Origin of the sequence: Pseudorhodoferax sp. Leaf265, assembly GCF_001422365.1 — a bacterium.
Classification (GTDB): Bacteria; Pseudomonadota; Gammaproteobacteria; order Burkholderiales; family Burkholderiaceae_C; genus Pseudorhodoferax.
This window is the reverse complement of the sequence record NZ_LMMT01000001.1, coordinates 386,163-406,219: the sequence shown is the minus strand read 5'-3', so window position 1 is coordinate 406,219 and position 20,057 is coordinate 386,163. Positions and strand designations below refer to the sequence as shown.

18 protein-coding genes and 1 tRNA gene are annotated in these 20,057 nt (G+C 67.6%); 10 read left to right on the top strand and 9 right to left on the bottom strand.

Features of this window, described 5'->3' with window-relative positions; genetic code table 11:
• The first annotated feature begins 4 nt into the window (after nucleotides 1–4).
• From ASF45_RS01975 to ASF45_RS01950, 6 genes are read left to right on the top strand one after another with little or no spacing between them, the layout of a single operon-like run.
• On the top strand, nucleotides 5–763 hold the full coding sequence (locus ASF45_RS01975; RefSeq protein WP_056656051.1) for an ABC transporter ATP-binding protein: 759 nt from the start codon (nucleotides 5–7) through the stop codon (nucleotides 761–763).
• Nucleotides 760–1,479 carry an ABC transporter ATP-binding protein gene (locus tag ASF45_RS01970; protein WP_056656048.1) on the top strand — a complete coding sequence of 240 codons (720 nt, stop codon included), beginning with the start codon at nucleotides 760–762 and terminating at the stop codon, nucleotides 1,477–1,479. The genes ASF45_RS01975 and ASF45_RS01970 overlap by 4 nt, the downstream gene beginning before the upstream one ends.
• The gene (locus ASF45_RS01965) at nucleotides 1,476–2,453 is read left to right on the top strand and encodes a branched-chain amino acid ABC transporter permease (protein WP_056656045.1); all 978 of its coding nucleotides are present in this window, start codon (nucleotides 1,476–1,478) and stop codon (nucleotides 2,451–2,453) included. The genes ASF45_RS01970 and ASF45_RS01965 overlap by 4 nt, the downstream gene beginning before the upstream one ends.
• Complete coding sequence (locus ASF45_RS01960; RefSeq protein ID WP_056656042.1) at nucleotides 2,450–3,520, top strand: branched-chain amino acid ABC transporter permease; 1,071 nt, start codon at nucleotides 2,450–2,452, stop codon at nucleotides 3,518–3,520. Before ASF45_RS01965 ends, ASF45_RS01960 begins: the two co-directional genes overlap by 4 nt.
• Before the next feature lie 27 nt (nucleotides 3,521–3,547).
• Nucleotides 3,548–5,659: a D-(-)-3-hydroxybutyrate oligomer hydrolase gene (locus tag ASF45_RS01955; protein ID WP_200932093.1), complete on the top strand. Its 2,112-nt coding sequence runs from the start codon at nucleotides 3,548–3,550 to the stop codon at nucleotides 5,657–5,659.
• An 8-nt stretch (nucleotides 5,660–5,667) separates the two neighbouring features.
• Nucleotides 5,668–6,543: an alpha/beta fold hydrolase gene (locus ASF45_RS01950; protein WP_056656037.1), complete on the top strand. Its 876-nt coding sequence runs from the start codon at nucleotides 5,668–5,670 to the stop codon at nucleotides 6,541–6,543.
• 15 nt (nucleotides 6,544–6,558) lie between these two features.
• Here ASF45_RS01950 and ASF45_RS01945 read toward each other — a convergent pair whose 3' ends face one another.
• The gene (locus tag ASF45_RS01945) at nucleotides 6,559–6,744 is read right to left on the bottom strand and encodes a hypothetical protein (protein ID WP_056656035.1); all 186 of its coding nucleotides are present in this window, start codon (nucleotides 6,742–6,744) and stop codon (nucleotides 6,559–6,561) included.
• 822 nt (nucleotides 6,745–7,566) lie between these two features.
• Here ASF45_RS01945 and ASF45_RS36790 point away from each other — a divergent pair.
• Complete coding sequence (locus tag ASF45_RS36790; protein ID WP_255357753.1) at nucleotides 7,567–7,698, top strand: hypothetical protein; 132 nt, start codon at nucleotides 7,567–7,569, stop codon at nucleotides 7,696–7,698.
• A 358-nt stretch (nucleotides 7,699–8,056) separates the two neighbouring features.
• On the opposite strand, the gene ASF45_RS01935 is transcribed toward ASF45_RS36790, so the two are convergent.
• The 8 genes from ASF45_RS01935 to ASF45_RS01900 all read right to left on the bottom strand — a co-directional run bounded on the left by ASF45_RS01935 (nucleotide 8,057) and on the right by ASF45_RS01900 (nucleotide 17,720).
• A complete protein-coding gene (locus ASF45_RS01935) occupies nucleotides 8,057–8,848 on the bottom strand; it encodes a THxN family PEP-CTERM protein (RefSeq protein ID WP_162243949.1) in 792 nt (263 codons plus the stop codon).
• A 537-nt stretch (nucleotides 8,849–9,385) separates the two neighbouring features.
• Nucleotides 9,386–9,461, bottom strand: a tRNA-Thr gene (locus ASF45_RS01930).
• A gap of 19 nt (nucleotides 9,462–9,480) precedes the next feature.
• Nucleotides 9,481–10,488, bottom strand: a complete 1,008-nt coding sequence (locus tag ASF45_RS01925; protein ID WP_056656026.1) for a class 1 fructose-bisphosphatase — start codon at nucleotides 10,486–10,488, stop codon at nucleotides 9,481–9,483.
• Nucleotides 10,489–10,609: 121 nt separating this feature from the next.
• Nucleotides 10,610–13,300, bottom strand: coding sequence for an aminopeptidase N (pepN, locus tag ASF45_RS01920; protein WP_156472784.1), 2,691 nt, complete (start codon nucleotides 13,298–13,300; stop codon nucleotides 10,610–10,612).
• Nucleotides 13,284–13,958, bottom strand: coding sequence for an HAD family phosphatase (locus ASF45_RS01915; protein ID WP_056656020.1), 675 nt, complete (start codon nucleotides 13,956–13,958; stop codon nucleotides 13,284–13,286). Before ASF45_RS01915 ends, pepN begins: the two co-directional genes overlap by 17 nt.
• 2 nt (nucleotides 13,959–13,960) lie before the next feature.
• Nucleotides 13,961–15,065, bottom strand: a protein-coding gene (prfB, locus tag ASF45_RS01910; protein ID WP_156472782.1) for a peptide chain release factor 2 whose coding sequence is annotated in 2 segments (ribosomal slippage) — nucleotides 13,961–14,983 and nucleotides 14,985–15,065 — 1,104 coding nt in all. Because the reading frame shifts where the segments join, the coding sequence is not laid out codon by codon here.
• A gap of 105 nt (nucleotides 15,066–15,170) precedes the next feature.
• The gene (locus ASF45_RS01905; RefSeq protein WP_056656017.1) at nucleotides 15,171–16,730 is read right to left on the bottom strand and encodes a methyl-accepting chemotaxis protein; all 1,560 of its coding nucleotides are present in this window, start codon (nucleotides 16,728–16,730) and stop codon (nucleotides 15,171–15,173) included.
• Nucleotides 16,731–16,805: 75 nt separating this feature from the next.
• The gene (locus tag ASF45_RS01900; RefSeq protein WP_056656014.1) at nucleotides 16,806–17,720 is read right to left on the bottom strand and encodes an alpha/beta fold hydrolase; all 915 of its coding nucleotides are present in this window, start codon (nucleotides 17,718–17,720) and stop codon (nucleotides 16,806–16,808) included.
• A gap of 105 nt (nucleotides 17,721–17,825) precedes the next feature.
• Here ASF45_RS01900 and ASF45_RS01895 point away from each other — a divergent pair, with 105 nt between their 5' ends.
• Genes ASF45_RS01895 through plsY form a run of 3 tightly spaced genes read left to right on the top strand, consistent with a single transcriptional unit; the run spans nucleotide 17,826 to nucleotide 20,054 of the window.
• Nucleotides 17,826–18,890 (top strand): aldo/keto reductase, encoded by a 1,065-nt coding sequence (locus ASF45_RS01895; protein ID WP_056656011.1) that lies wholly within the window; start codon nucleotides 17,826–17,828, stop codon nucleotides 18,888–18,890.
• A gap of 2 nt (nucleotides 18,891–18,892) precedes the next feature.
• Nucleotides 18,893–19,381 carry a Cys-tRNA(Pro) deacylase gene (ybaK, locus tag ASF45_RS01890; protein WP_056656002.1) on the top strand — a complete coding sequence of 163 codons (489 nt, stop codon included), beginning with the start codon at nucleotides 18,893–18,895 and terminating at the stop codon, nucleotides 19,379–19,381.
• Between the two features lie 52 nt (nucleotides 19,382–19,433).
• Entirely contained in the window at nucleotides 19,434–20,054 is a 621-nt protein-coding gene (plsY, locus tag ASF45_RS01885) for a glycerol-3-phosphate 1-O-acyltransferase PlsY (protein WP_056655999.1), read from the top strand.
• Nucleotides 20,055–20,057 lie beyond the last annotated feature (3 nt).

Here is a 20,057-nt window from a genome sequence, read left to right as displayed (position 1 = left end):
CAGCATGCTGGAAACCCGAGACTTGACGGTCCGCTTCGGCGGACACGTCGCGGTGAACGCTGTCAGCTGCCGCTTCGCGCCGGGCACGCTGACTGCCATCGTCGGCCCCAACGGCGCAGGCAAGACCACCTACTTCAACCTGGTCTCGGGCCAGCTCAAGGCCACGGCCGGCACGGTGTCGCTGAACGGCCACGACCTCTCGGGCCTGCCGCCCTCGGCGCGCACGCGGGCGGGCCTGGGCCGGGCGTTCCAGCTCACCAACCTGTTTCCCAACCTCACGGTGCTGGAGAACGTGCGCCTGGCGGTGCAGGCCACGCAGGAAGGGCCGCACCGGCGCGGCCTGAACCTGTGGAGCATCTGGAGCGACCACCGGGGCCTGACGGCGCGGGCCGACGCGATCCTGGCCGAGGTGGCGCTGAAGGCGCGCGAGCACAACACCGTGGCCAGCCTGCCGCACGGCGACCAGCGCAAGCTGGAAGTGGCGCTGCTGATGGCGCTGGAGCCGCAGGTCTTCATGTTCGACGAGCCCACGGCCGGCATGAACGCGGCCGAGGCACCCGTGATCCTGGACCTGATCCGCAAGCTCAAGCGCGACAAGACCAAGACCATCCTGCTCGTGGAGCACAAGATGGACGTGGTGCGCGAGCTGGCCGACCGCATCATCGTGCTGCACAACGGCCAGCTCGTGGCCGACGGCGACCCGGCCGAAGTGATCGCCTCGCCCATCGTTCAAGAAGCCTATCTGGGAGTGTCCAAGGCATGAACCTGCTGGAGCTTCAAGGCGTGCACACGCACATCGGCGCGTACCACATCCTGCATGGCGTGGACCTCGTGGTGCCCAAGAGCCAGGTCACCATGCTGCTGGGCCGCAACGGGGCCGGCAAGTCGACCACGCTGCGCACCGTCATGGGCCTGTGGCATGCGTCGCAGGGCAGGGTGCATCTCGCAGGGCAGGACATCACGGCCGCTGCAACGCCGCAGATCGCCGCGCTGGGCGTGGCCTATGTGCCCGAGAACATGGGCATCTTCGCCGACCTCACGGTCAAGGAAAACATGCTGCTGGCCGCGCGCGCCGCCAAGCGTGCCGAGCAGATGGACGGCGGCCGCCTGCAGTGGATCTTCAAGATGTTCCCGGCCGTCGAGAAGTTCTGGAACCACCCGGCCGGCAAGCTCTCGGGCGGGCAGAAGCAGATGCTGGCGGTGGCCCGTGCCATCGTCGAGCCACGCCAGCTCTTGATCGTGGACGAGCCCAGCAAGGGCCTGGCGCCGGCCATCGTCGACAACATGATCGATGCCTTTGCCGAGCTCAAGGCGCAGGGCGTGACCATCCTGCTCGTCGAGCAGAACCTGAACTTCGCCAGGCGGCTGGGCGACACCGTGGCTGTGATGGACAACGGCCGCGTGGCGCATGCCGGCGGCATGGCGGACTTCGCGGCCGACGCGGCGTTGCAGCATTCCTTGCTGGGGCTTGCGATATGAACAACTTTGACTGGAAGCCGCTGGCGCTCGTGCCGGTGCTCGCATTGCTGGCCTTGCCGCTGGTGGGTTCGCCTTCGACCTGGCTCACGCTCACGGTCGCAGGTCTGGCCATGGGCATGATCGTCTTCATCATCGCGTCGGGCCTCACGCTGGTGTTCGGCCTCATGGACGTGCTGAACTTCGGCCACGGCCTGTTCATCGCCATCGGCGCCTTCGTGGCCAGCAGCGTGCTGGGCCTGATGGGCGACTGGACCGGCTCGCAGGAACTGTGGCGCAACCTCGTGGCCGTGTTCCCGGCCATGCTGGTGGCCATGGCGGTGGCGGCAGCCGTCGGCCTGGCCTTCGAGCGCTTCATCGTGCGGCCGGTCTACGGCCAGCACTTGAAGCAGATCCTGATCACCATGGGCGGCATGATCATCGGCGAGGAGTTCATCAAGATGGTCTGGGGCCCGGCGCAGATCCCGCTGCCCTTGCCCGAGGCCTTGCGCGGCTCCCTGTTCATCGGCGAAGCCGCCATCAGCCGCTACCGCTTGCTGGCCGTGGCCGTGGGTCTGGTGGTGTTCGTGGCGCTGGCCTGGCTGCTTTCGCGCACCAAGATCGGCCTCTTGATCCGCGCCGGCGTGCAGGACCGCGAGATGGTCGAGTCGCTGGGCTACCGCATCGGCCGGCTGTTCGTCGGCGTGTTCGTGGCCGGCAGCGCGCTGGCGGGCCTGGGCGGCGTGATGTGGGGCCTGTTCCAGCAGAACCTCATCCCGCAGATGGGCGCGCAGGTCAACGTGCTGATCTTCATCGTCATCATCATTGGTGGCCTGGGCTCCACGCTGGGCGCGCTGATCGGTGCGCTGCTGGTGGGGCTGATGGTCAACTACGTGGGCTTCGTGCTGCCGGTGGCGACGCAGTTCGCCTCCATAGCCTTGATGGTCGCCGTGCTGATGTGGCGGCCGCAGGGCGTGTATCCGGTGGTGAAGGTATGAGCAGCCGTATTCTTTCGCACGACCTGCCGCGCAGCCGCTGGCTGGCCGCAATTCTCGTGGCGCTGCTGCTGGGCCTGGCCTTCGCGCCCTTTCTGTTCCCGGGCGTCAAGGCGCTCAACGTCGCGGCCAAGGTGCTGGTGTTCGTGGTGCTGGTCGCCAGCTTCGACCTGCTGCTGGGCTACACCGGCATCGTGAGCTTCGCCCACACCATGTTCTTCGGCATCGGTGCCTACGGCGTGGCGATCGCGTCCTCGCGCATGGGCGCGGGCTGGGACGCGCTCGCGCTGGGCGTGGGCGCTGCGCTGGCGCTGTCCTTCGTGCTGTCGCTGGCCATCGGCCTGTTCTCGCTGCGCGTGCGCGCGATCTTCTTCGCGATGATCACGCTGGCCGTGGCCTCGGCGTTCCAGACGCTGGCCTCGCAGCTCTCGTCCTTCACGGGCGGCGAGGACGGGCTGACTTTCAAGATGCCCGAGTTGATCTCGCCGAGCTTCGAATTCGCCGAGGAACCCTTCCTGGGCGCCTCTCTGGATGGGCGGCTGCTCTGCTACTACGGGCTGTTCGTGCTGGCCGTGGGGCTCGTGCTGGCGCTGCTGCGCATCGTCAACTCGCCGTTCGGCCGGGTGCTGCAGGCCATCCGCGAGAACGAGTTCCGCGCCGAGGCCATCGGCTACCGCGTGGTGGTCTACCGCACGACCGCGGCCGTGCTGTCCGCGCTGTTCGCCACGCTCGCCGGCGCCATGCTGGCCATCTGGCTGCGCTACAACGGGCCGGACACCTCGCTGTCGTTCGAGATCATGGTCGACATCCTGCTGATCGTCGTGATCGGTGGCATGGGCACCGTCTACGGCGCGGCCATCGGCGCCACCTTGTTCGTGGTGGCGCAAAGCTACCTGCAGGACCTGCTGCGGCTGGCGAACGAGGCTGTCTCCGGGGTGCCCTGGCTTGCGGCCGTGTTCACGCCCGATCGCTGGCTGCTCTGGCTGGGCCTGTTGTTCGTGCTCTCGGTCTACCACTTTCCCACCGGCATCGTCGGGCGCCTGCGGGCGCGCGCGTTGGCACGGCGCTGAGTTCTTTCAACGACGAGGAGACAGACCATGCGATGCAAGACCCCGCGGCGGATGCCGCTCTGTGCAGTGGCCCTGGCGGCGGCCATGCAGGCGGCCGGCTGCGGCGACGACGGTTCCAAGGCCAACGCCAAGCCTGGTTTCGTCGGCACGGTGACCATGCTGGAGTACGACGGCGACAAAAACGACCTGCTGACTGCCGGCCTGGGCAAGACGGGCCTGGCCGGTGCCGCGCCCGGCTACACCGACGCCGCCGCGCCGACCGCGGTGGAGTTGCGCCGCAATGCCATCTACCACAACTACCGCGCGCTGCTGGACATGACGGCCGCGGGCGGCTACGGCGTGCTCTACGGTCCCAACGTGGCGCTGGACGGCACGGCCTCGCTGGGCGAAGGCAAGGTGGCCGGCGGCGAGTACATCGCCTACAGCGACGACGGCACGGGCCGGCGCAACGTGACGCTGATGGTGCAGGTGCCGAACAGTTTCGACGCCAGGCAGCCCTGCATCGTGACTGCCACCTCGTCGGGCTCGCGCGGTGTCTACGGTGCCATCTCGGCGGGCGAGTGGGCCCTCAAACGCGGCTGTGCCGTGGCCTACACCGACAAGGGCACGGGCGCGGCGCCGCACGACATCTCGAACGACACGGTGCCGATGATCGACGGCACGCGCGCATCCGCGGCTGCGGCCGGAACAGCCGCGGCCTTCCGCGCCGCGCTGAGCGACAGCGAGCGTGCGGCCTTCAATGCCGCCACGCCCAACCGTTTCGCGTTCAAGCATGCGCACTCCCAGCAGAACCCCGAGAAGGACTGGGGTCGCTTCACGCTGCAGGCCGTTCAGTTCGCGTTCTACGTGCTCAACGAACGGCTGGGCGAGCGCGCGGGCGACGGCACGCGGCTGCAGACCTTCGCGCGGGACAACACGTGGGTGATCGCGTCCAGCATCTCCAACGGCGGTGGCGCGGCGCTGGCGGCGGCCGAACTCGACGACGAGGGCTGGATCGATGCGGTGGCGGTGTCGGAACCGGCCGTCGAGTTGCCGGCAGACCCCGGTGTGAGCATCCGGCGTGGCGCCACGGCCGTGCCCGTCAGCGCGAAGACGCTGGTGGACTTCACGACCTATGCGCAGGTGTTCCAGTCGTGCGCGGCGTTGGCACCCAGCCTGGCCGGTGCGCCGTTCCTGGCGACGTTCGTTGCGTTGCGGTCGGCACCGGCTTCGGCCCGTTGCGCCTCGCTCCGGACGAAGGGCCTGCTGACGGCGTCGGACACGGCGGCCCAAGCCGAGGAGGCGCTGGCAAAGCTGCGATCCTATGGATGGGAGGCCGAGGCCCATGTGCTGCATCCGTCCTTGGCATTCTTTGAGGTAGCGCCTGCTGTGGCCGTGGCCTTTGCCAATGGGCTCTCGCGCGCTGGCGTCCAGGATCGCCTGTGCGGGTACAGCTACGGTGCCGCGAGCGCGACAGGTGTCCCCGAGGCGCTGGCTGTCAGCGCCTTGGCGACCATGTTTGCCACCGGCAACGGCGTGCCGCCGTCCGGTGGCGTCCAGCTCATCAACGAGAACAATCCTGGCGGCGCGGCGCAGGACCTGTTTTCGCGCTCACCATCCACCGGCGCCCTGGACATGAACCTGGACGGCGCCCTGTGCCTGCGCAACTTGGTCGAAGGCAACGACACCTGGGCTCAACGCCTGAAGACTGGTGTGGACGAAACCCGCCGCAACGGCAACCTGCGCGGCAAGCCTGCCGTGATCGTGCACGGCCGCGCCGATGCGCTGCTGCCGGTTTCACACACATCCCGGCCTTACACCGCGCTGAACAAGCGGGTCGAGGGCACAGCCAGCAAGCTCAGCTACATCGAGGTCACCAATGCGCAGCACTTCGACTTCTTCAACCAGGCATTTCCCGGTTACGACAGCCGCTACATCCCGCTGCACGTGTACCTGAACCGCGCGCTGGATGCCGTCTGGGCGAACCTCAAGAACGGCACGGCGCTGCCGCCCAGCCAGGTGGTGCGCACCGTGCCGCGCGGCGGCACGCCGGGCGCCGCGCCGGCCATCACGGCGGCCAACGTGCCTGCCATCGCCGCCACACCGGGCGCCGCCGACCGCATCGACTACGCCGCCGGCGTGCTGACCATTCCCGACTGAGTTCCGTCATGACCCCCAGCTCGCACTACATGGTCTGCGCCGGCCGCGAGATCCACTACACCGCCTGGGGCGCTGCCGATGCCCCGGTCGTGATCGCCTGGCATGGCCTGGCGCGCACAGGCCGCGACATGGACGAGCTGGCTGCGCACCTGGCCGATCGCTACCGCGTGATCTGCCCCGACACCATCGGCCGTGGCCTGAGCCAGTGGAGCCCGGCGCCGCGCGAGGAATACTGCATCGCGTTCTACGCGCGGCTGGCCGAGGCACTGTTCGACGCACTGGGCATCGCGCAGGCGCACTGGGTCGGCACTTCGATGGGCGGCGCCATCGGCATGGCCTGTGCCGGCGGGCTGGTGGTACCGGGCATGCGCGCGCGCGTCCGGAGCCTGGTGCTCAACGACAACGCGCCGCAGCTGGCCGAAGCCGCCATCGCGCGCATCCGCGCGTACGCGGGCCAGCCGCCGGCGTTCGCGCGCGTGACGGAACTCGAGGCCTTCTTCCGCCAGGCCTACGCGCCCTATGGCTGGCTCAGCGACGCGCAATGGCGCCGGCTGACAGAAACGTCCACCAGGCGCTTGCCCGACGGCCGCGTCACGCCGCACTACGACCCGGCCATGGTCGGGCAGTTCGTGGACCACCCCGACGACTACCTGCTGTGGGATGCCTACGACGCCATCGTGGCGCCAGTGCTGTGCCTGCGGGGCGCGCAGTCGGACCTGGTGCTGCCCGAGACGGTGGCGGCGATGCGCGGGCGTGGCCCCGGGGCGGCAGGGTGCCTGCAGGTGATCGAGGTGCCGGATTGCGGGCATGCGCCAGCGCTCAACGTGGCGTCGCAACTGGAGCCCGTGCGTGCCTTCATCGATGCGGCGCAGGCCGACGCCTGAGCGGCACCGGGCATTTCATTCGGCCACCAGGACGAGCTCTTCCGGCGGCGGCAGCAGCCACTCCGGCCCACGGCTGGGGGGCTCCTCATGGCCCATCGCAACGTCTTGCGCGTAGAGCGCTTCGTCCTCCTCCCCGCCGCCACAACCGGGCAGCAGGGCGAGGGCGAGCAGAAGGGCGGCGGAGGTCTTGAGCAGATGCATGGCAGTGTGAACCTCGGGATGGAGATGGGTATTGGGTTCATCGCGCGTCCGCTGGTTCTCGGTCCGTCACCGTCCCGCCACCATTGCACAGCGTCACCAACGCGGCGCGGCACCGGCGGCAGGTGCCAATCTGCAGTGTGCATGCGGCGATGGCGCGGTTGATTGCCGTGGCCAACCGCTTACGAACCGACACACATCCGCTGGACGGACAGGGCGGCCGACTGCCTGGGTGATGCCTGAGCGCCTTTGCGTCCTGCGATGAACCGCCCTTGGGCGGCTGTGTCGTTCTGGGGCGACGCAGTTTTGGAGGGCATGACCGACAGACCACCTCTCGGGAGCCGATCCGTGCGGAAAGTCGCCAACGCTGTGCACGAACTGGTGCACTATCCAGGAAGCCCCCGCGCGCCGCGCCGGTCGATCCTCTCCTGCCTTCGCAGTATGTGAGCTGGCGCTCCATGCCCATCTGCGCAGCGCACCATCGTGCAAGCCAATGAAGCGTGTCCTGATCGCTCTCGCGTCTGTTCTATCCGTGTCGGCCGTCGTGGCCTTCGGACCTCTTTCCGACATGCCCCCTCCCGCGCAGGAGTCCATGGTGTCCACTGCCGGTTGGTTGGCCGACGACGGCTGGGCTCTGATTGCAACGGTCATTGCCATGGCCTTGATCGCCAAGAGAAGACGCCCCTGATGCGCACCGGGGCCCGCCTCCGGTTGATCGCCAAAAAAGCCACTCGAAACAGGGTTTGCACTCGTTCAAAAAAGCGGCGAATGCAACGACCATATTGGTATCAAGTCGTTTCACAGAACACGGTTCGAGATACTGTCATGACCCTCTCCGTACTTGCCGCTATCGCTCTCATCGCATATTTGGCCCGTGGCGCACTGGCTGCCGGCACCCGGCTCGAGCAGATCAGCCAGGAACGCCAGCAGAACGCCGCGGCTCGTCAGGTGCACTGACGCCGCCAATCGCCCCGTGGTCACGGCGGCAGTTCCGGGTCTGGTCGACGGGATCGGCACTGCGTGTTGACTTGTCCCTGCTCCACGTGGGCAACGCTGTGGACAACAGGGCTGGCATCTTCGGAGATCGTTGTCTGGCGCGGGCTGCGACGCAGTGCACATCGATTGAGCACAGACAACTGAAGACCGCGTTGGCGGTTGACGAGGGCCGCAGACCGGTCCGGATCGCGGGGTCTCGGGCGTCTTGCACGGAGCATGGTCTCGACGCGGCGTCGTGGCCGACGAGCCGGCTCCGCCAGAATGGACAAAGGGTCAAAACCCGGCTGGAGCCGGGTCTAGGTGCTGTAGGTAGCGTCGATCAGGCTTGCTTACGGCGCCGCACCGCTGCCAACCCGACCAAGCCCAAGCCGAGCAACGCCAGCGAAGCAGGCTCCGGCACATACTGGGCTTCGATGCGCAAGTTGAAGTTCACGTCAGTGACCTTGCCTTCTTGGGTGATGAATCCAACGCAACCAGCTGCGGCGCCGGTCAGTGCGCAGGTCGAAGGCTTCAGCTCCATCAGATCCGGATTGGAGGCGAAAGTGACGGTGTACAGATAGTCTTTGTATTCGAACTGAGCGGTCAGCGGACCATCCAGAACGAAGATGTCGGAGCACTTGGTGACGCTGTACTCCGGGCAAACGCCGCTGTTCGGCGTCTCGTAGAAGTTGATTGCGTACTTCGCTACCTGCGCAGGCAGATCGAAGCCGTCGGCCGTCAGCTTCAGCGTTGCCAGGATCGTCGTCGCGTGCAACGACACGCTGCCCGTGCCGATGTTGTTGTTGTTGACGTGCGTGTAGGTGTTCGCAACATTGCTGGCACCGTTAGTCACCAGCTTGCCGTCGCCTAGGTTTGGGCTGTTCTTGATCTGCAGTGCGCTGCGGTCCACCCCAACTTTGCCGTTCTTGCGCCCCCAGCTGATCTCCGAGGTGCTCACAGCTTTGGTGCTGTTACTGACGCCCTGGCCCGTTGCCGCGTTGAACGTGGTCTCAGCGGGAACAAACACGCTGGTGACCGAGTAGTTCCAAGTGGTGATGGGCGCGGCCATCGCGGAGGACAGCGTGAGGGCAGCTGCAGATACGAGGCCAAGTCGAGCAAGCAGGGAAAGCATGTGAGTCCAGGTTCTGGGCTTGTCGCAAAGCCCTCTGTTGTAACTGAAAGAAACAAAGCAAACGATAGGCCACATTTAAAAACCCGGGCAAGATCAAGCACATACACCGCCGAAAGCCACATGAGGCAGAGAGGTGTGACAGATTGTTCGACGTGAACAATCTCACATGCGGAGGCCCTTCAAAGTCCGAGCGTCTGTCGGTCCGGTTCGGTCCGCTCGCTCAAGCGGGGGGTGTGACTTCCGTTCGTTGCGAAAGCGTGTTGTCCTCATCAGACAGGGACAACACTGTGGACAACAGGCGGGGGAACTTCTGGGATCGTTGCCTGGTGCGGGCTGCGACGCGGTGCCTTCCGATTGAGCACCGCGGTGAAATCGCGGCGTTACGTGCACGCGGGGAGGGACGGAGGGTCATCCCCGAACGCGTTTTATGAGCAAACGATGGGGTTCGGTGTCGGTACAGCGTCGGTACGGACTAAAAACGCGACCCAGAAAGCACAAAGGGCTAGGCCCTTGTGAGGCCTAACCCTTTGATTTTGTTGGTGCCGGAGAAAGGAATCGAACCCTCGACCTTCTCATTACGAATGAGCTGCTCTACCGACTGAGCTACACCGGCGTAGCCCGCGATTATAGCGTCATTTTTCGGTGTGGTAGCCGGTCGCGCGCTCGACTTCGTTCTTCGAACCCAGGATCACGCTCACACGCTGGTGCAGTTTGGTCGGTTCGATGTCCAGGATGCGCTCCTTGCCGTTGGTGGCGGCGCCGCCGGCCTGCTCGACCAGCCATCCCATGGGATTGGCTTCGTACATCAGACGCAGCTTGCCCGGCTTCTCGGGTTCGCGCTTGTCCCAGGGGTACATGAAGATGCCGCCACGCATCAGGATGCGGTGTACGTCGGCCACCATGCTGGCGATCCAGCGCATGTTGAAGTCCTTGCCGCGCGGGCCGTCCTTGCCGGCCAGGCATTCGTCGATGTAGCGCTTCACGGGTGCGTCCCAGTGGCGCATGTTGCTCATGTTGATCGCGAATTCCTTGGTGTCCTCGGGGATGCGCAGGTTTTCCTGCGTCAGCACGAAGGAGCCTTGCTCGCGGTCCAGCGTGAACATGGCCACGCCGTCGCCGACCGTCAGCACCAGCGTGGTCTGCGGGCCATAGATGCAGTAACCGGCCGCCACCTGCTTGGCACCGGCCTGCAGGAAGTCGGCTTCCTGCACGCCGGGGTGGTCGTCGGGCTTTTTGAGCACGCTGAAGATGGTGCCGATGCTGACGTTCACGTCGATGTTGGACGAGCCGTCCAGGGGATCGAACAGCAGCAGGTATTCGCCCTGCGGGTAGCGGTTGGGCACCACGTAGATGCCTTCCATTTCCTCGGAGGCCATGGCCGCCAGGTGGCCGCCCCATTCGTTGGCCTCGATCAGCACCTCGTTGGCGATGATGTCGAGCTTCTTCTGCACCTCGCCCTGCACGTTCTGGGTTTCGGCTGCACCCATCACGTCGCCGAGTTCGCCCTTGTTGACGGCGAAGCTGATGCGCTTGCAGGCACGTGCCACCACTTCCAGCAGCAGGCGCAGCTGGGCCGGGATCAGGCCGTCGACGCGCTGCTGTTCGACCAGGTAGCGGGTCAGTGAGACTTTCTGGGTCATGGGATTCCTTTGAAGTGGGTGATTAGAAGCGGCCGAGCGCCGGGCCGCCCCAAGCCGGCCGCGCCTCCCCCTCGGGGGGTGGAGTTACACGACCGCAGGGAGTGAAAAGCCGGGCGGCCATTTAGTCCAGTGCGCGGGTCACGACCTCGCGCACGTCGTTGGACAGGTCGGCCTTGGCCGCCACGCGGGCCAGCGCCTCGCGCGCAGCCGTGCGGTAGGGTTCGGCCAGCTTTTTCCAGCGGTCCAGTGCGCGCGCCAGGCGGGCGGCGACCTGTGGGTTGATGCCGTCGAGCTCGACCACGCGGTCGGCCCAGAACACGTAGCCGGCAGCGTCCAGGCGGTGGAAGCCGCCCGGGTTGGCGCTGCAGTAGCTGAAGATCACGCTGCGCGCGCGGTTGGGGTTGCGCAGGTTGAAGTCGGCGTGCCTCATGAGCTGCTTGACGGCCGGCAGCACGTTGCCGTTGCGGTCGGGGCTACCGGCCTGTAGCGCGAACCATTTGTCCAGCACCAGGGCCTCGTCCTTGAACAGCGCATGGAAGCGCTGCAGGGCAGGGGCCGCGAGCTCGTGGGCGCTGGCCACCAAGGCCGACAGCGCGTTGAAGCGGTCGGTCATGTTGCCGGCGTCCTTGAAGCGCTGGTAGGCCTTGCCGGGCCAGACGGTATCGCCGCTCGTGCGTGCGGCCAGGCACAACTGGGCCAGCGCCAGGCCGGCCAGCGCGCGGCGGCCAGAGGAGCGCGGGTCGGGCTGGTAGGCGCCGTTGTCGCGGTGCTCTTCAAAGGCCCATTGCCAGTCCTCGAAGAGCGCCTCGGCCAGCTGCGCGCGCATGGCTTCGCGCACAGCGTGGATGCGCTGCGGATCGACCACGTCCAACTGCTCGGCCAGGTAGGTCTCGGACGGCAGCGTCAGCACCAGCTCCTTGAAGGCCGCGTCCAGCACGGGGTGGCGCAGCACCTCGCGCATGGCATCGATGAAGGGGGCGTCCAGCACTGGCTGGCTTGCCGCGGTGCCGTCGTCGGCGATGGCTTTCAACGCACGGCGCAGGGCCAGGCGCTGGCCCGCTTCCCAGCGGTTGAACGGGTCACTGTCGTGCGCGAGCAGGGCCAGCAGTTGGGCGTCGCTGTACTCGATGTCCAGGATCACCGGGGCCGAGAAGCCGCGCAGCAGCGAAGGCACGGGCTCGGCGGTGAGGCCTTCGAACACGATCTGGTGCTGCGCTTCGGTCATGACGAACAGCGCGGGCTGCTGCGTGCTCAGTTCCTGGCCGCTTTCGCCCAGCAGGCCCAGCGCGACCGGGATCACGAAGGGCTCCTTGAGCACCTGGCCGGGCGTGGGCGCGCAGCTTTGCGTGAGCGTCAGCGTGTAGCGGCCTGCGGCGGCGTCGTACGCGCCCGCGGCATGCACGCGCGGCGTGCCGGCCTGGCTGTACCAGCGCTTGAACTGCGGCAGCAAGCGCGCAAGTTCGGAGCCCGGGTTGGCGTCGGCGATGGCCTGGGCGAAGTCGTCGCAGGTGACGGCCTGGCCATCGTGGCGTTCGAAGTACAGCTTCATGCCGGCGGCAAAGCCGTCCCGGCCCACCAGGGTCTGCATCATGCGCACGACCTCGGCGCCTTTTTCGTAGACCGTGACGGTGTAGAAGTTGTTGATCTCCACATAGCTGTCGGGCCGCACCGGGTGCGCCATCGGGCCGGCGTCCTCGGGGAACTGGGCCGTGCGCAGCACGCGCACGTCCTCGATGCGCTTGACGGCGCGGGCCGAAGGCTCGGCACACAGGTCCTGGCTGAACTCCTGGTCGCGGAAGACCGTCAGGCCCTCCTTCAGGCTCAGCTGGAACCAGTCGCGGCAGGTCACGCGGTTGCCGGTCCAGTTGTGGAAGTACTCGTGGCCCACCACCGACTCGATGTTGGCGAAGTCCACGTCCGTCGCCGTGGCCTGGTTGGCCAGCACGTACTTGGTGTTGAAGATGTTGAGGCCCTTGTTCTCCATGGCCCCCATGTTGAAGTCGCTGGTCGCCACGATCATGAAGCGTTCCAGGTCCAGCGGCAGGCTGAAGCGGGCCTCGTCCCAGGCCACCGAGGCCATCAGCGACTGCATGGCGTGCTCGGTCTTGTCCAGGTCGCCCGGACGCACGTAGACCTGCAACAGATGGTCGCCGCCCAGGCGCGAGCGGATGCGCTGCTCGCGCGCCACCAGCTTGCCGGCCACGAGTGCGAACAGGTAACTGGGCTTCTTGTGCGGGTCCACCCACTTGGCGAAATGGCGATTCTCGTTGCCTTCACCGCTCAAGGGACCATGCTCGACCAGGTTGCCGTTGGACAGCAGCACGGGGTAGAGCGTCTTGTCGGCGCGCAGCGTCACGGTGTAGCTGGCCATCACGTCGGGACGGTCCAGGAAGTAGGTGATGCGCCGAAAGCCTTCGGCCTCGCACTGCGTGAAGAACGAGCCGTTGCTGACGTACAGCCCCATCAGCTTGGTGTTCTTGGCCGGCGCGCAGGTGGTGAAGATTTCCAGCGCGAACGCGCCTTCCTCGGCCGCCGGCAGGTTCTCCAGCACCAACTGGCCGTCTTCGATGCGGAACGAGGCGCCCTGGCCGTTGACCAACACGCGGGCCAGGTTCAGTTCCTCGCCGTCCAGCCGCAGCGCCTGGGCCGGCACTTCGGGGTTGCGGCGCAAGACCATCTTGTTGAGCACCCGGGTCTTGGCCGGATCCAGATCGAAGCAGAGGTCGACCGTGTCGATCCAGAAGGCGGGTGCCTGGTAGTCGCCACGGTGGATGGCCACGGGCTGGCTCTGCGCGTCACGCAATTGCAACATCAAGCATCTCCAGAAATTTCGATTGGACGAGTTCGTCGTAGTGGCGCACGGCCGCGATCACATGCGGGCCGGCGAGTTCTTCTGCGCTGTGGGTGCTGCACACGGCCACGGCGCGCATGCCGCCGCGGCGGGCGGCCTCGATGCCGAAGGGCGCATCTTCGAACACGATGCAGCGTTCGGGCGCCACACCGATGCGGCGCGCGGCTTCCAGGAAGATGGCGGGCGTGGGCTTGCCCGACAGGCCCTCGTCACCACCGACGATGGCCAGCGGCGGCGGGGTCATGCCCAGGCGCGACATCACGAATGCGATGTTGTGCTTGTCACCCGCCGTGCCCACGGCCAGTTTGAGCCCGCGTGCCGCCGCCTGGCGCGCGAACGCCGTGAAGCCCGCGATCTCGCGGAACGTGTCCGCGAACAGATCGCGGTAGATCTGTTCTTTCTCGTGCACCAAGGCCAGCGCCTCGGCTTCGTCCAGCGGGCGGCCAAACACCTCGGCCATGCATTCCACGCCGGTGCGGCCCGTGGTGCGCGCGAGGATCTCGGTCGCTTCCATCTGGATGCCATGCTGGCGGCAGAAGGCCACCCAGGATTGGGCATGCCAGGGCATGGAGTCGACCATGGTGCCGTCCATGTCGAAGATCAGGGCCTCGGTCTTCATCCTCAGATGCCCTGCTTGAGCGAGGCTTCGATGAAGGCGTCCAGATCGCCGTCCAGCACCTTCTGCGTGGCCGAGATCTCCACGTTGGTGCGCAGGTCCTTGATGCGGCTGTTGTCCAGCACGTAAGAGCGGATCTGGTGGCCCCAGCCCACGTCGGTCTTGCTGTCCTCGAGCTTTTGCTGCTCTTCCTGGCGCTTGCGCATCTCATGGTCGTACAGACGAGAGCGCAGGCGCTTCCAGGCCACGTCGCGGTTGCTGTGCTGGCTGCGGCCGTCCTGGCACTGCACCACGATGCCGGTCGGGATGTGCGTGAGCCGCACGGCCGAGTCGGTCTTGTTGATGTGCTGGCCGCCGGCGCCGGAGGCGCGGAAGGTGTCGGTGCGCACGTCGGCCGGGTTGATCTCGATCTCGATGGAATCGTCGATCTCCGGGTAGACGAAGATGCTGGCGAAGCTGGTGTGGCGCCCGCCCGAGCTGTCGAACGGCGACTTGCGCACCAGGCGGTGCACGCCAGTCTCGGTGCGCAGCAGGCCGAATGCGTACTCGCCCTCGACCTTGATCGTGGCGCCCTTGATGCCGGCCGTGTCGCCAGGCGACTCGTCTTCCACCGTAGTCTTGAAGCCCTTGCGCTCGGCGTACTTGAGGTACTGGCGCAGCAGCATGCTGGCCCAGTCGCAGGCCTCCGTGCCGCCGGCGCCGGCCTGGATGTCGACGAAACAATTCAGCGGATCGGCCGGGTTGCTGAACATGCGTCGGAATTCCAGCGCCTCGACCTCGGCGGCCAGCTTGGCGCCCTCGGCCTCGATGGTGGCCAAGCCCGCCTCGTCGCCGTCGTCCTTGCTCATCTCGTAGAGCTCGCTGTTGTCGGCGAGCTCACGCGCGAGCCGCTCCAGCGTCAAGACGACGTCTTCGAGCGCCTTCTTCTCCTTGGCGAGTTCCTGGGCCTTCTTGGGTTCGTTCCAGACCGCGGGGTCTTCCAGCGCGGCGTTGACGGTCCTCAGGCGTTCGGCTTTGGCATCGGCGTCAAAGATACCCCCGTAGTTCCTGGGTCCTTGCGGCCAGGTCCGTCAGTTGGGTGCCGATCTGGTTGATGTGCTCTGCGTCCATGGTGTTCTCGCTTGTCAGGTGGTGCCGTGCGGCAAAACGTGCGATTTTCTCATGCGCACCCAGGCACCCGCCGTGTCCCTGCGGCGGGCGGGGGGAGGGGGCGGCTCAGGCGGCCGCGTGGGTGAGGCGCGGCTGGCCGGCGCCGAGCCGGAACACGGCCACGGCCTGGACCAGGTCGTGGGCCTGGGATTTGAGGCTGCTGGCCGCGGCGGCGCTCTCCTCCACCAGCGCGGCGTTCTGCTGGGTTGCGTGGTCCATCTGCGTCACGGCCTCGCCGATCTGGGCCACGCCCGAGCTCTGCTCCTGGCTGGCGGCACTGATCTCGCCCATGAGGTCGGTCACGCGCTGGATCGCGGCCACCACCTGCTGCATGGTGGCGCCGGCCGCGTCGACCTGGGCCGAGCCTTCCTCCACGCGCGCGGTGCTGGTGCCGATCAGCGCCTTGATCTCGCGCGCGGCCTCGGCGCTGCGCTGGGCCAGGTGGCGCACCTCGCTCGCCACCACGGCGAAACCGCGGCCCTGCTCGCCGGCGCGGGCGGCCTCCACGGCCGCGTTGAGCGCCAGGATGTTGGTCTGGAAGGCGATCCCATCGATGGTGCCGATGATGTCGGCGATGCGGCGCGAGGCGTCGGCGATGCCCTGCATGGTCCGCACCACGCGGCCCACGGCGGCGCCGCCCTCGGCCGCGATGCGCGAGGCCTCCTGCGACAGGCCGTTGGCGCTGCGCGCGTTGTCGGCGTTCTGGCGCACGGTGGCGCTGAGCTGCTCCATGGATGCCGCGGTCTGCTGCAGGGCCGAGGCCTGCCGTTCGGTGCGTGCCGACAGGTCGTTGTTGCCCAGCGCGATCTCGGCGCTGGCCGTGGCCACGCCCTCGGCGTTCTCGCGCACGTTGCTGACGACGGAGGACAGCGCGCCCTGCATCGCGTGCAAGGCGTTGAGCAATTCGGCCACCTCGTCCTTGCCCAGCACCTGGGCGGCAGCGGTCAGATCGCCCGAAGCCACGGCGCGCGACACGGCCACGGCCCGGTCCAGCGGCCGCACGACCGAGCGGCTGAACGCGATGGCGCCGCCGATGGCCAGCACGCAGACCACGGCCATGGTGGCCAGGCTGATGGACAGCGCGCGGCGCGACTGCGCAGCCGCCACCTCGGCGATGCCGCGGCTTTCTGCCGCGATCTTCTCGCCGGCCTGGTCCAGCAGCTGGGCCGGCTCGCGGTCCATGCCCTGCACGGCCTTGTCGCCGACGCCCGATTCGAAGGCCGCGGCCTCGAAGGCCGCATAGCCCTTGCGGTAGCCCGCGCCCATGGTGGTGTGCGCTTCGCGGAAGCGCGCGATCAGCCGGCCCGCCTCGCTATCGCCCAGGACGGCGGCAAGCTGCTGGGCGCCGCGGGCCACCTCGGCTTCCTTCTTATGGAAGGCGGCCCAGTAGCGGTCGCGTTGCGCCGGGTCCCTGCCGCGCAGCAGCACGTTCTTCCACTCCTGCACCTGGGTCTTGAAGTCGTTGAGCAGCGCGGCCACGTCGCGCTCCTGCGCGGTGTGCGCACGCACGGTGGTCTCGTAGGTCAAAAGGCCCCGGTTGAGCTGGAACATGCCGAACAGCGCCGCACAGAGCAGGGCAGCCAGCGCAGCGACGAAGGCCAGAGGGAGCTTGAGGCTGAGTTTCATGCAGATCTCCGGGGGTCCCGGAGGGCATTGGACGGCAATTGCCCGATAACTGCAACGCCTTGTAACCGAATTCGTTCAGGCGATGAATCGCTCGATGGCCTGGGCCACCGCCTGGGGCTGGTCGTGCTGCAGCATGTGGCCGGCGTCGGCGATGCGCAACACTTCGCAGCTGGCAATCTGCTCCAGCCGGCGGTGGTAGTCGTCCAGCGTGTAGCGGCCCTTCCACCATTGCGAGAGGCTGTCGTCGGAGGCTTCCACGGCCAGCACGGGCGCGGTGATCGCGCGGTACAGCGCCAGCACTTCGTCCACGCGCATGGCCTGGGCGAAGATGGTTTTGTGTGCAGCGTCGCCGCGGATGCGCCACTCGTTGCCGCCCTCGGCGCGCGGCGTCTCGCGCGCCCACTCGCGCGCCAGCCAGTCGGCCTTGTCCTGCGGCAGCCGGCGGTTGGTCCGCATGAGGCGGCGCGCGACGCCGTCGGCACTGTCGTAGGGGGCCAGTTCCATCTCGCCGCGGTGGAACTGTTTCAGCTCGTCCATCCAGCGCGCATAGCGGCCGGGCGCCTCCTCGGGCCGGTGCTCGGGCGAGCCGAAGCCCTCCAGGTTCACGAGCCGGCGGATGCGGGCCGGCCGCACGCCCGCATACATCATGGCCACGTTGCCGCCCATGCTGTGGCCGACCAGGTTGACGGGCTGGTCGCCGGCGTAGTGGTCGAGCAGGAAGTCCAGGTCGCCCAGGTAGTCGGCGAAGCAGTAGCTGTCCACCGGCGCGGCCTCCGTCAGGCCGTAGCCGCGCCAGTCGGGCGCGACGATGAAGTGGTCCTGCGCGAGCGCGTCCACCACGAACTGCCAGGAGGCCGAGACGTCCATCCAGCCGTGCACCAGCACCAGCGGCACGCGGCCCGGCGCCGGCTCGCCCCACAGGCGGACATGGGCGCGCAGCGTGCGCAGGGGGATCATGTCGCTGCGCGAGGGGCGAAGGGGCTGGTACATGGGCGGCGATGGTAGGGCAGGGACGGGGCCGGGCGCCGTCAGCCGCGCGACAGGAAAGCTGCGACACTCGCGCGCTTCTTTTGGCCGTACCGACAAGCATCCTCCATGCACACTGTTCCCCTGGGCCGCAGTGGCCTGCACGTGACGCCGCTCTGCCTGGGCACCATGACCTTCGGCGAGCAGGTCGACAGCGCCACCGCGCACACCATCCTGGACCGCTCGCTCGCGCTGGGCATCACCTTCATCGACACGGCCGAGATGTATGCCGTGCCGGCGCGTGCCGAGACCTATGGCGCCACCGAGACCATCATCGGGGACTGGTTCGCGGCGCGCCCCGGTGTGCGCCAGCGCGTGCTGCTGGCGACCAAGGCCGCCGGCCCGCCGCGCGGCATGCCATGGATCCGCCATGGCCGGGCCGAGTTCAAGGCCAGCGACATCGTCGAGTCCTGCGAGGCGAGCCTGAAACGCCTGCGCACCGACGTGATCGATCTCTACCAGCTGCACTGGCCGGCGCGCAACCTGCCGGCCTTCGGCGCGCGCTACTTCGACCCGACCCAGGACAAGCCTGCGCCAGCGATCGAGGAGCAGCTGCGCGCGCTCGACAGCCTGGTGCGCGCGGGCAAGGTGCGGGCCATCGGCCTGTCCAACGAGACGCCCTATGGCGTGCACGAGTTCGTGCGCCTGGCCGAGGCCCATGGCCTGGCGCGTGTGGCCTCGGTGCAGAACGCCTACTGCCTGATCAACCGCAGCGTGGAGCACGCGCTGGACGAAACCCTGCACCGGCTGGATGTGGGGCTGCTGGCCTACTCGCCGCTGGGCTTCGGCTTGCTGACCGGCAAGTACGACACGGGCGGCACCAGCGGCCCGGCGGCCCCCGGCGAGGCGCGCATCGCGCGCTACGCCTCGGTGCGTTCGGGGCGCTGGGGGCGCGAGGCGGCGCTGGCGGCCGCGCGTCGTTACAACGCGCTGGCGCGCGAACTGGGGCTCACGCCCACGCAGCTGGCGCTGGCCTTTTGCGCAGCCAAGTGGCAGGTGAGCAGCACCATCCTGGGCGTGACCAGCGTGGCGCAGCTGGAGGAGGACGTGGCGGCCTTCGCCACCGAACTCTCGCCCGACGTCCTGGCGGCGCTGGACGCGCTGCACCTGGAATTGGGCGATCCGGCGCTCTGAGCATGGCCAAGCAGCACGTCTCGGAAACGCCGGCCACCCAGCTGCTGCGCGCGCACAAGGTCGCGTTCACCGAGCACCCGTACGAGTACCTGGAGCACGGCGGTGCCCAGCACAGCGCCGAGGTGCTGGGGCTGGACCCGTTCACGGTGGTCAAGACACTGGTCATGCAGGACCAGGACGCCAAGCCGCTGCTGGTGCTGATGCACGGCAACCGCAAGGTTTCGACCAAGAATCTGGCGCGCCAGATCGGCGCCAAGTCGGTCGAGGCCTGCGCGCCCGAGGTGGCGAACCGGCACAGCGGCTACCTGGTGGGCGGCACCTCGCCGTTCGGCACGAAGAAACGCATGCCGGTCTACATCGAGGAGACCATTCTGGCGTTGCCGCGCATCGCCATCAACGGCGGGCGGCGCGGCTTTCTGGTCGGCATCGATCCGCAGGTCTGCGTGCAGCTGCTGGACGCAAAACCGGTGCAGTGCGGCCTGCCGCTGTGAGGGGCGGCGCTGGCACAATGCGCGCGCCTTTCGCCGGAGACATTTGCACCCCATGAATTCTTTCCTCGCCACGCTGGCCGCCTACCTGCTGGGCTCGTTGTCCTTCGCCGTGATCGTCAGCCGCGTGATGGGCCTGTCGGACCCGCGCAGCTACGGCAGCAAGAACCCGGGCGCGACCAATGTGCTGCGCTCGGGCAGCAAGCCCGCGGCGATCGCCACGCTGCTGCTCGACGCGCTCAAGGGCTGGCTGCCGGTAGCGCTGGTGGTCTGGCACGGCGAGCGCGTCGGGCTGCAGGAGGGCACGGTGGCGCTGGTGGGCCTGGCGGCGTTCCTGGGCCACCTGTACCCGGTGTTCTTCCGCTTCCAGGGAGGCAAGGGCGTGGCCACGGCGCTCGGCGTGCTGTTCGGCGTGGACTGGGTTCTCGGCCTGGCTGTAGCGCTGACCTGGCTCATCATCGCCTTCTTCTTTCGCTATTCCTCGCTGGCCTCGCTGGTGGCGGCCGTCTTCGCGCCGGTCTACTACCTGTTCGGCAACGGCCTGGCCTGGTATGCCGACAAACGCATCGCGCTGGCGCTGGGCGTGATGGCCCTGCTGCTGTTCTGGCGCCACCGTGAGAACATCGGCCGGCTGGCCCAAGGCAAGGAATCGCGCCTGGGCAGCAAGAAGAAGTAGCGC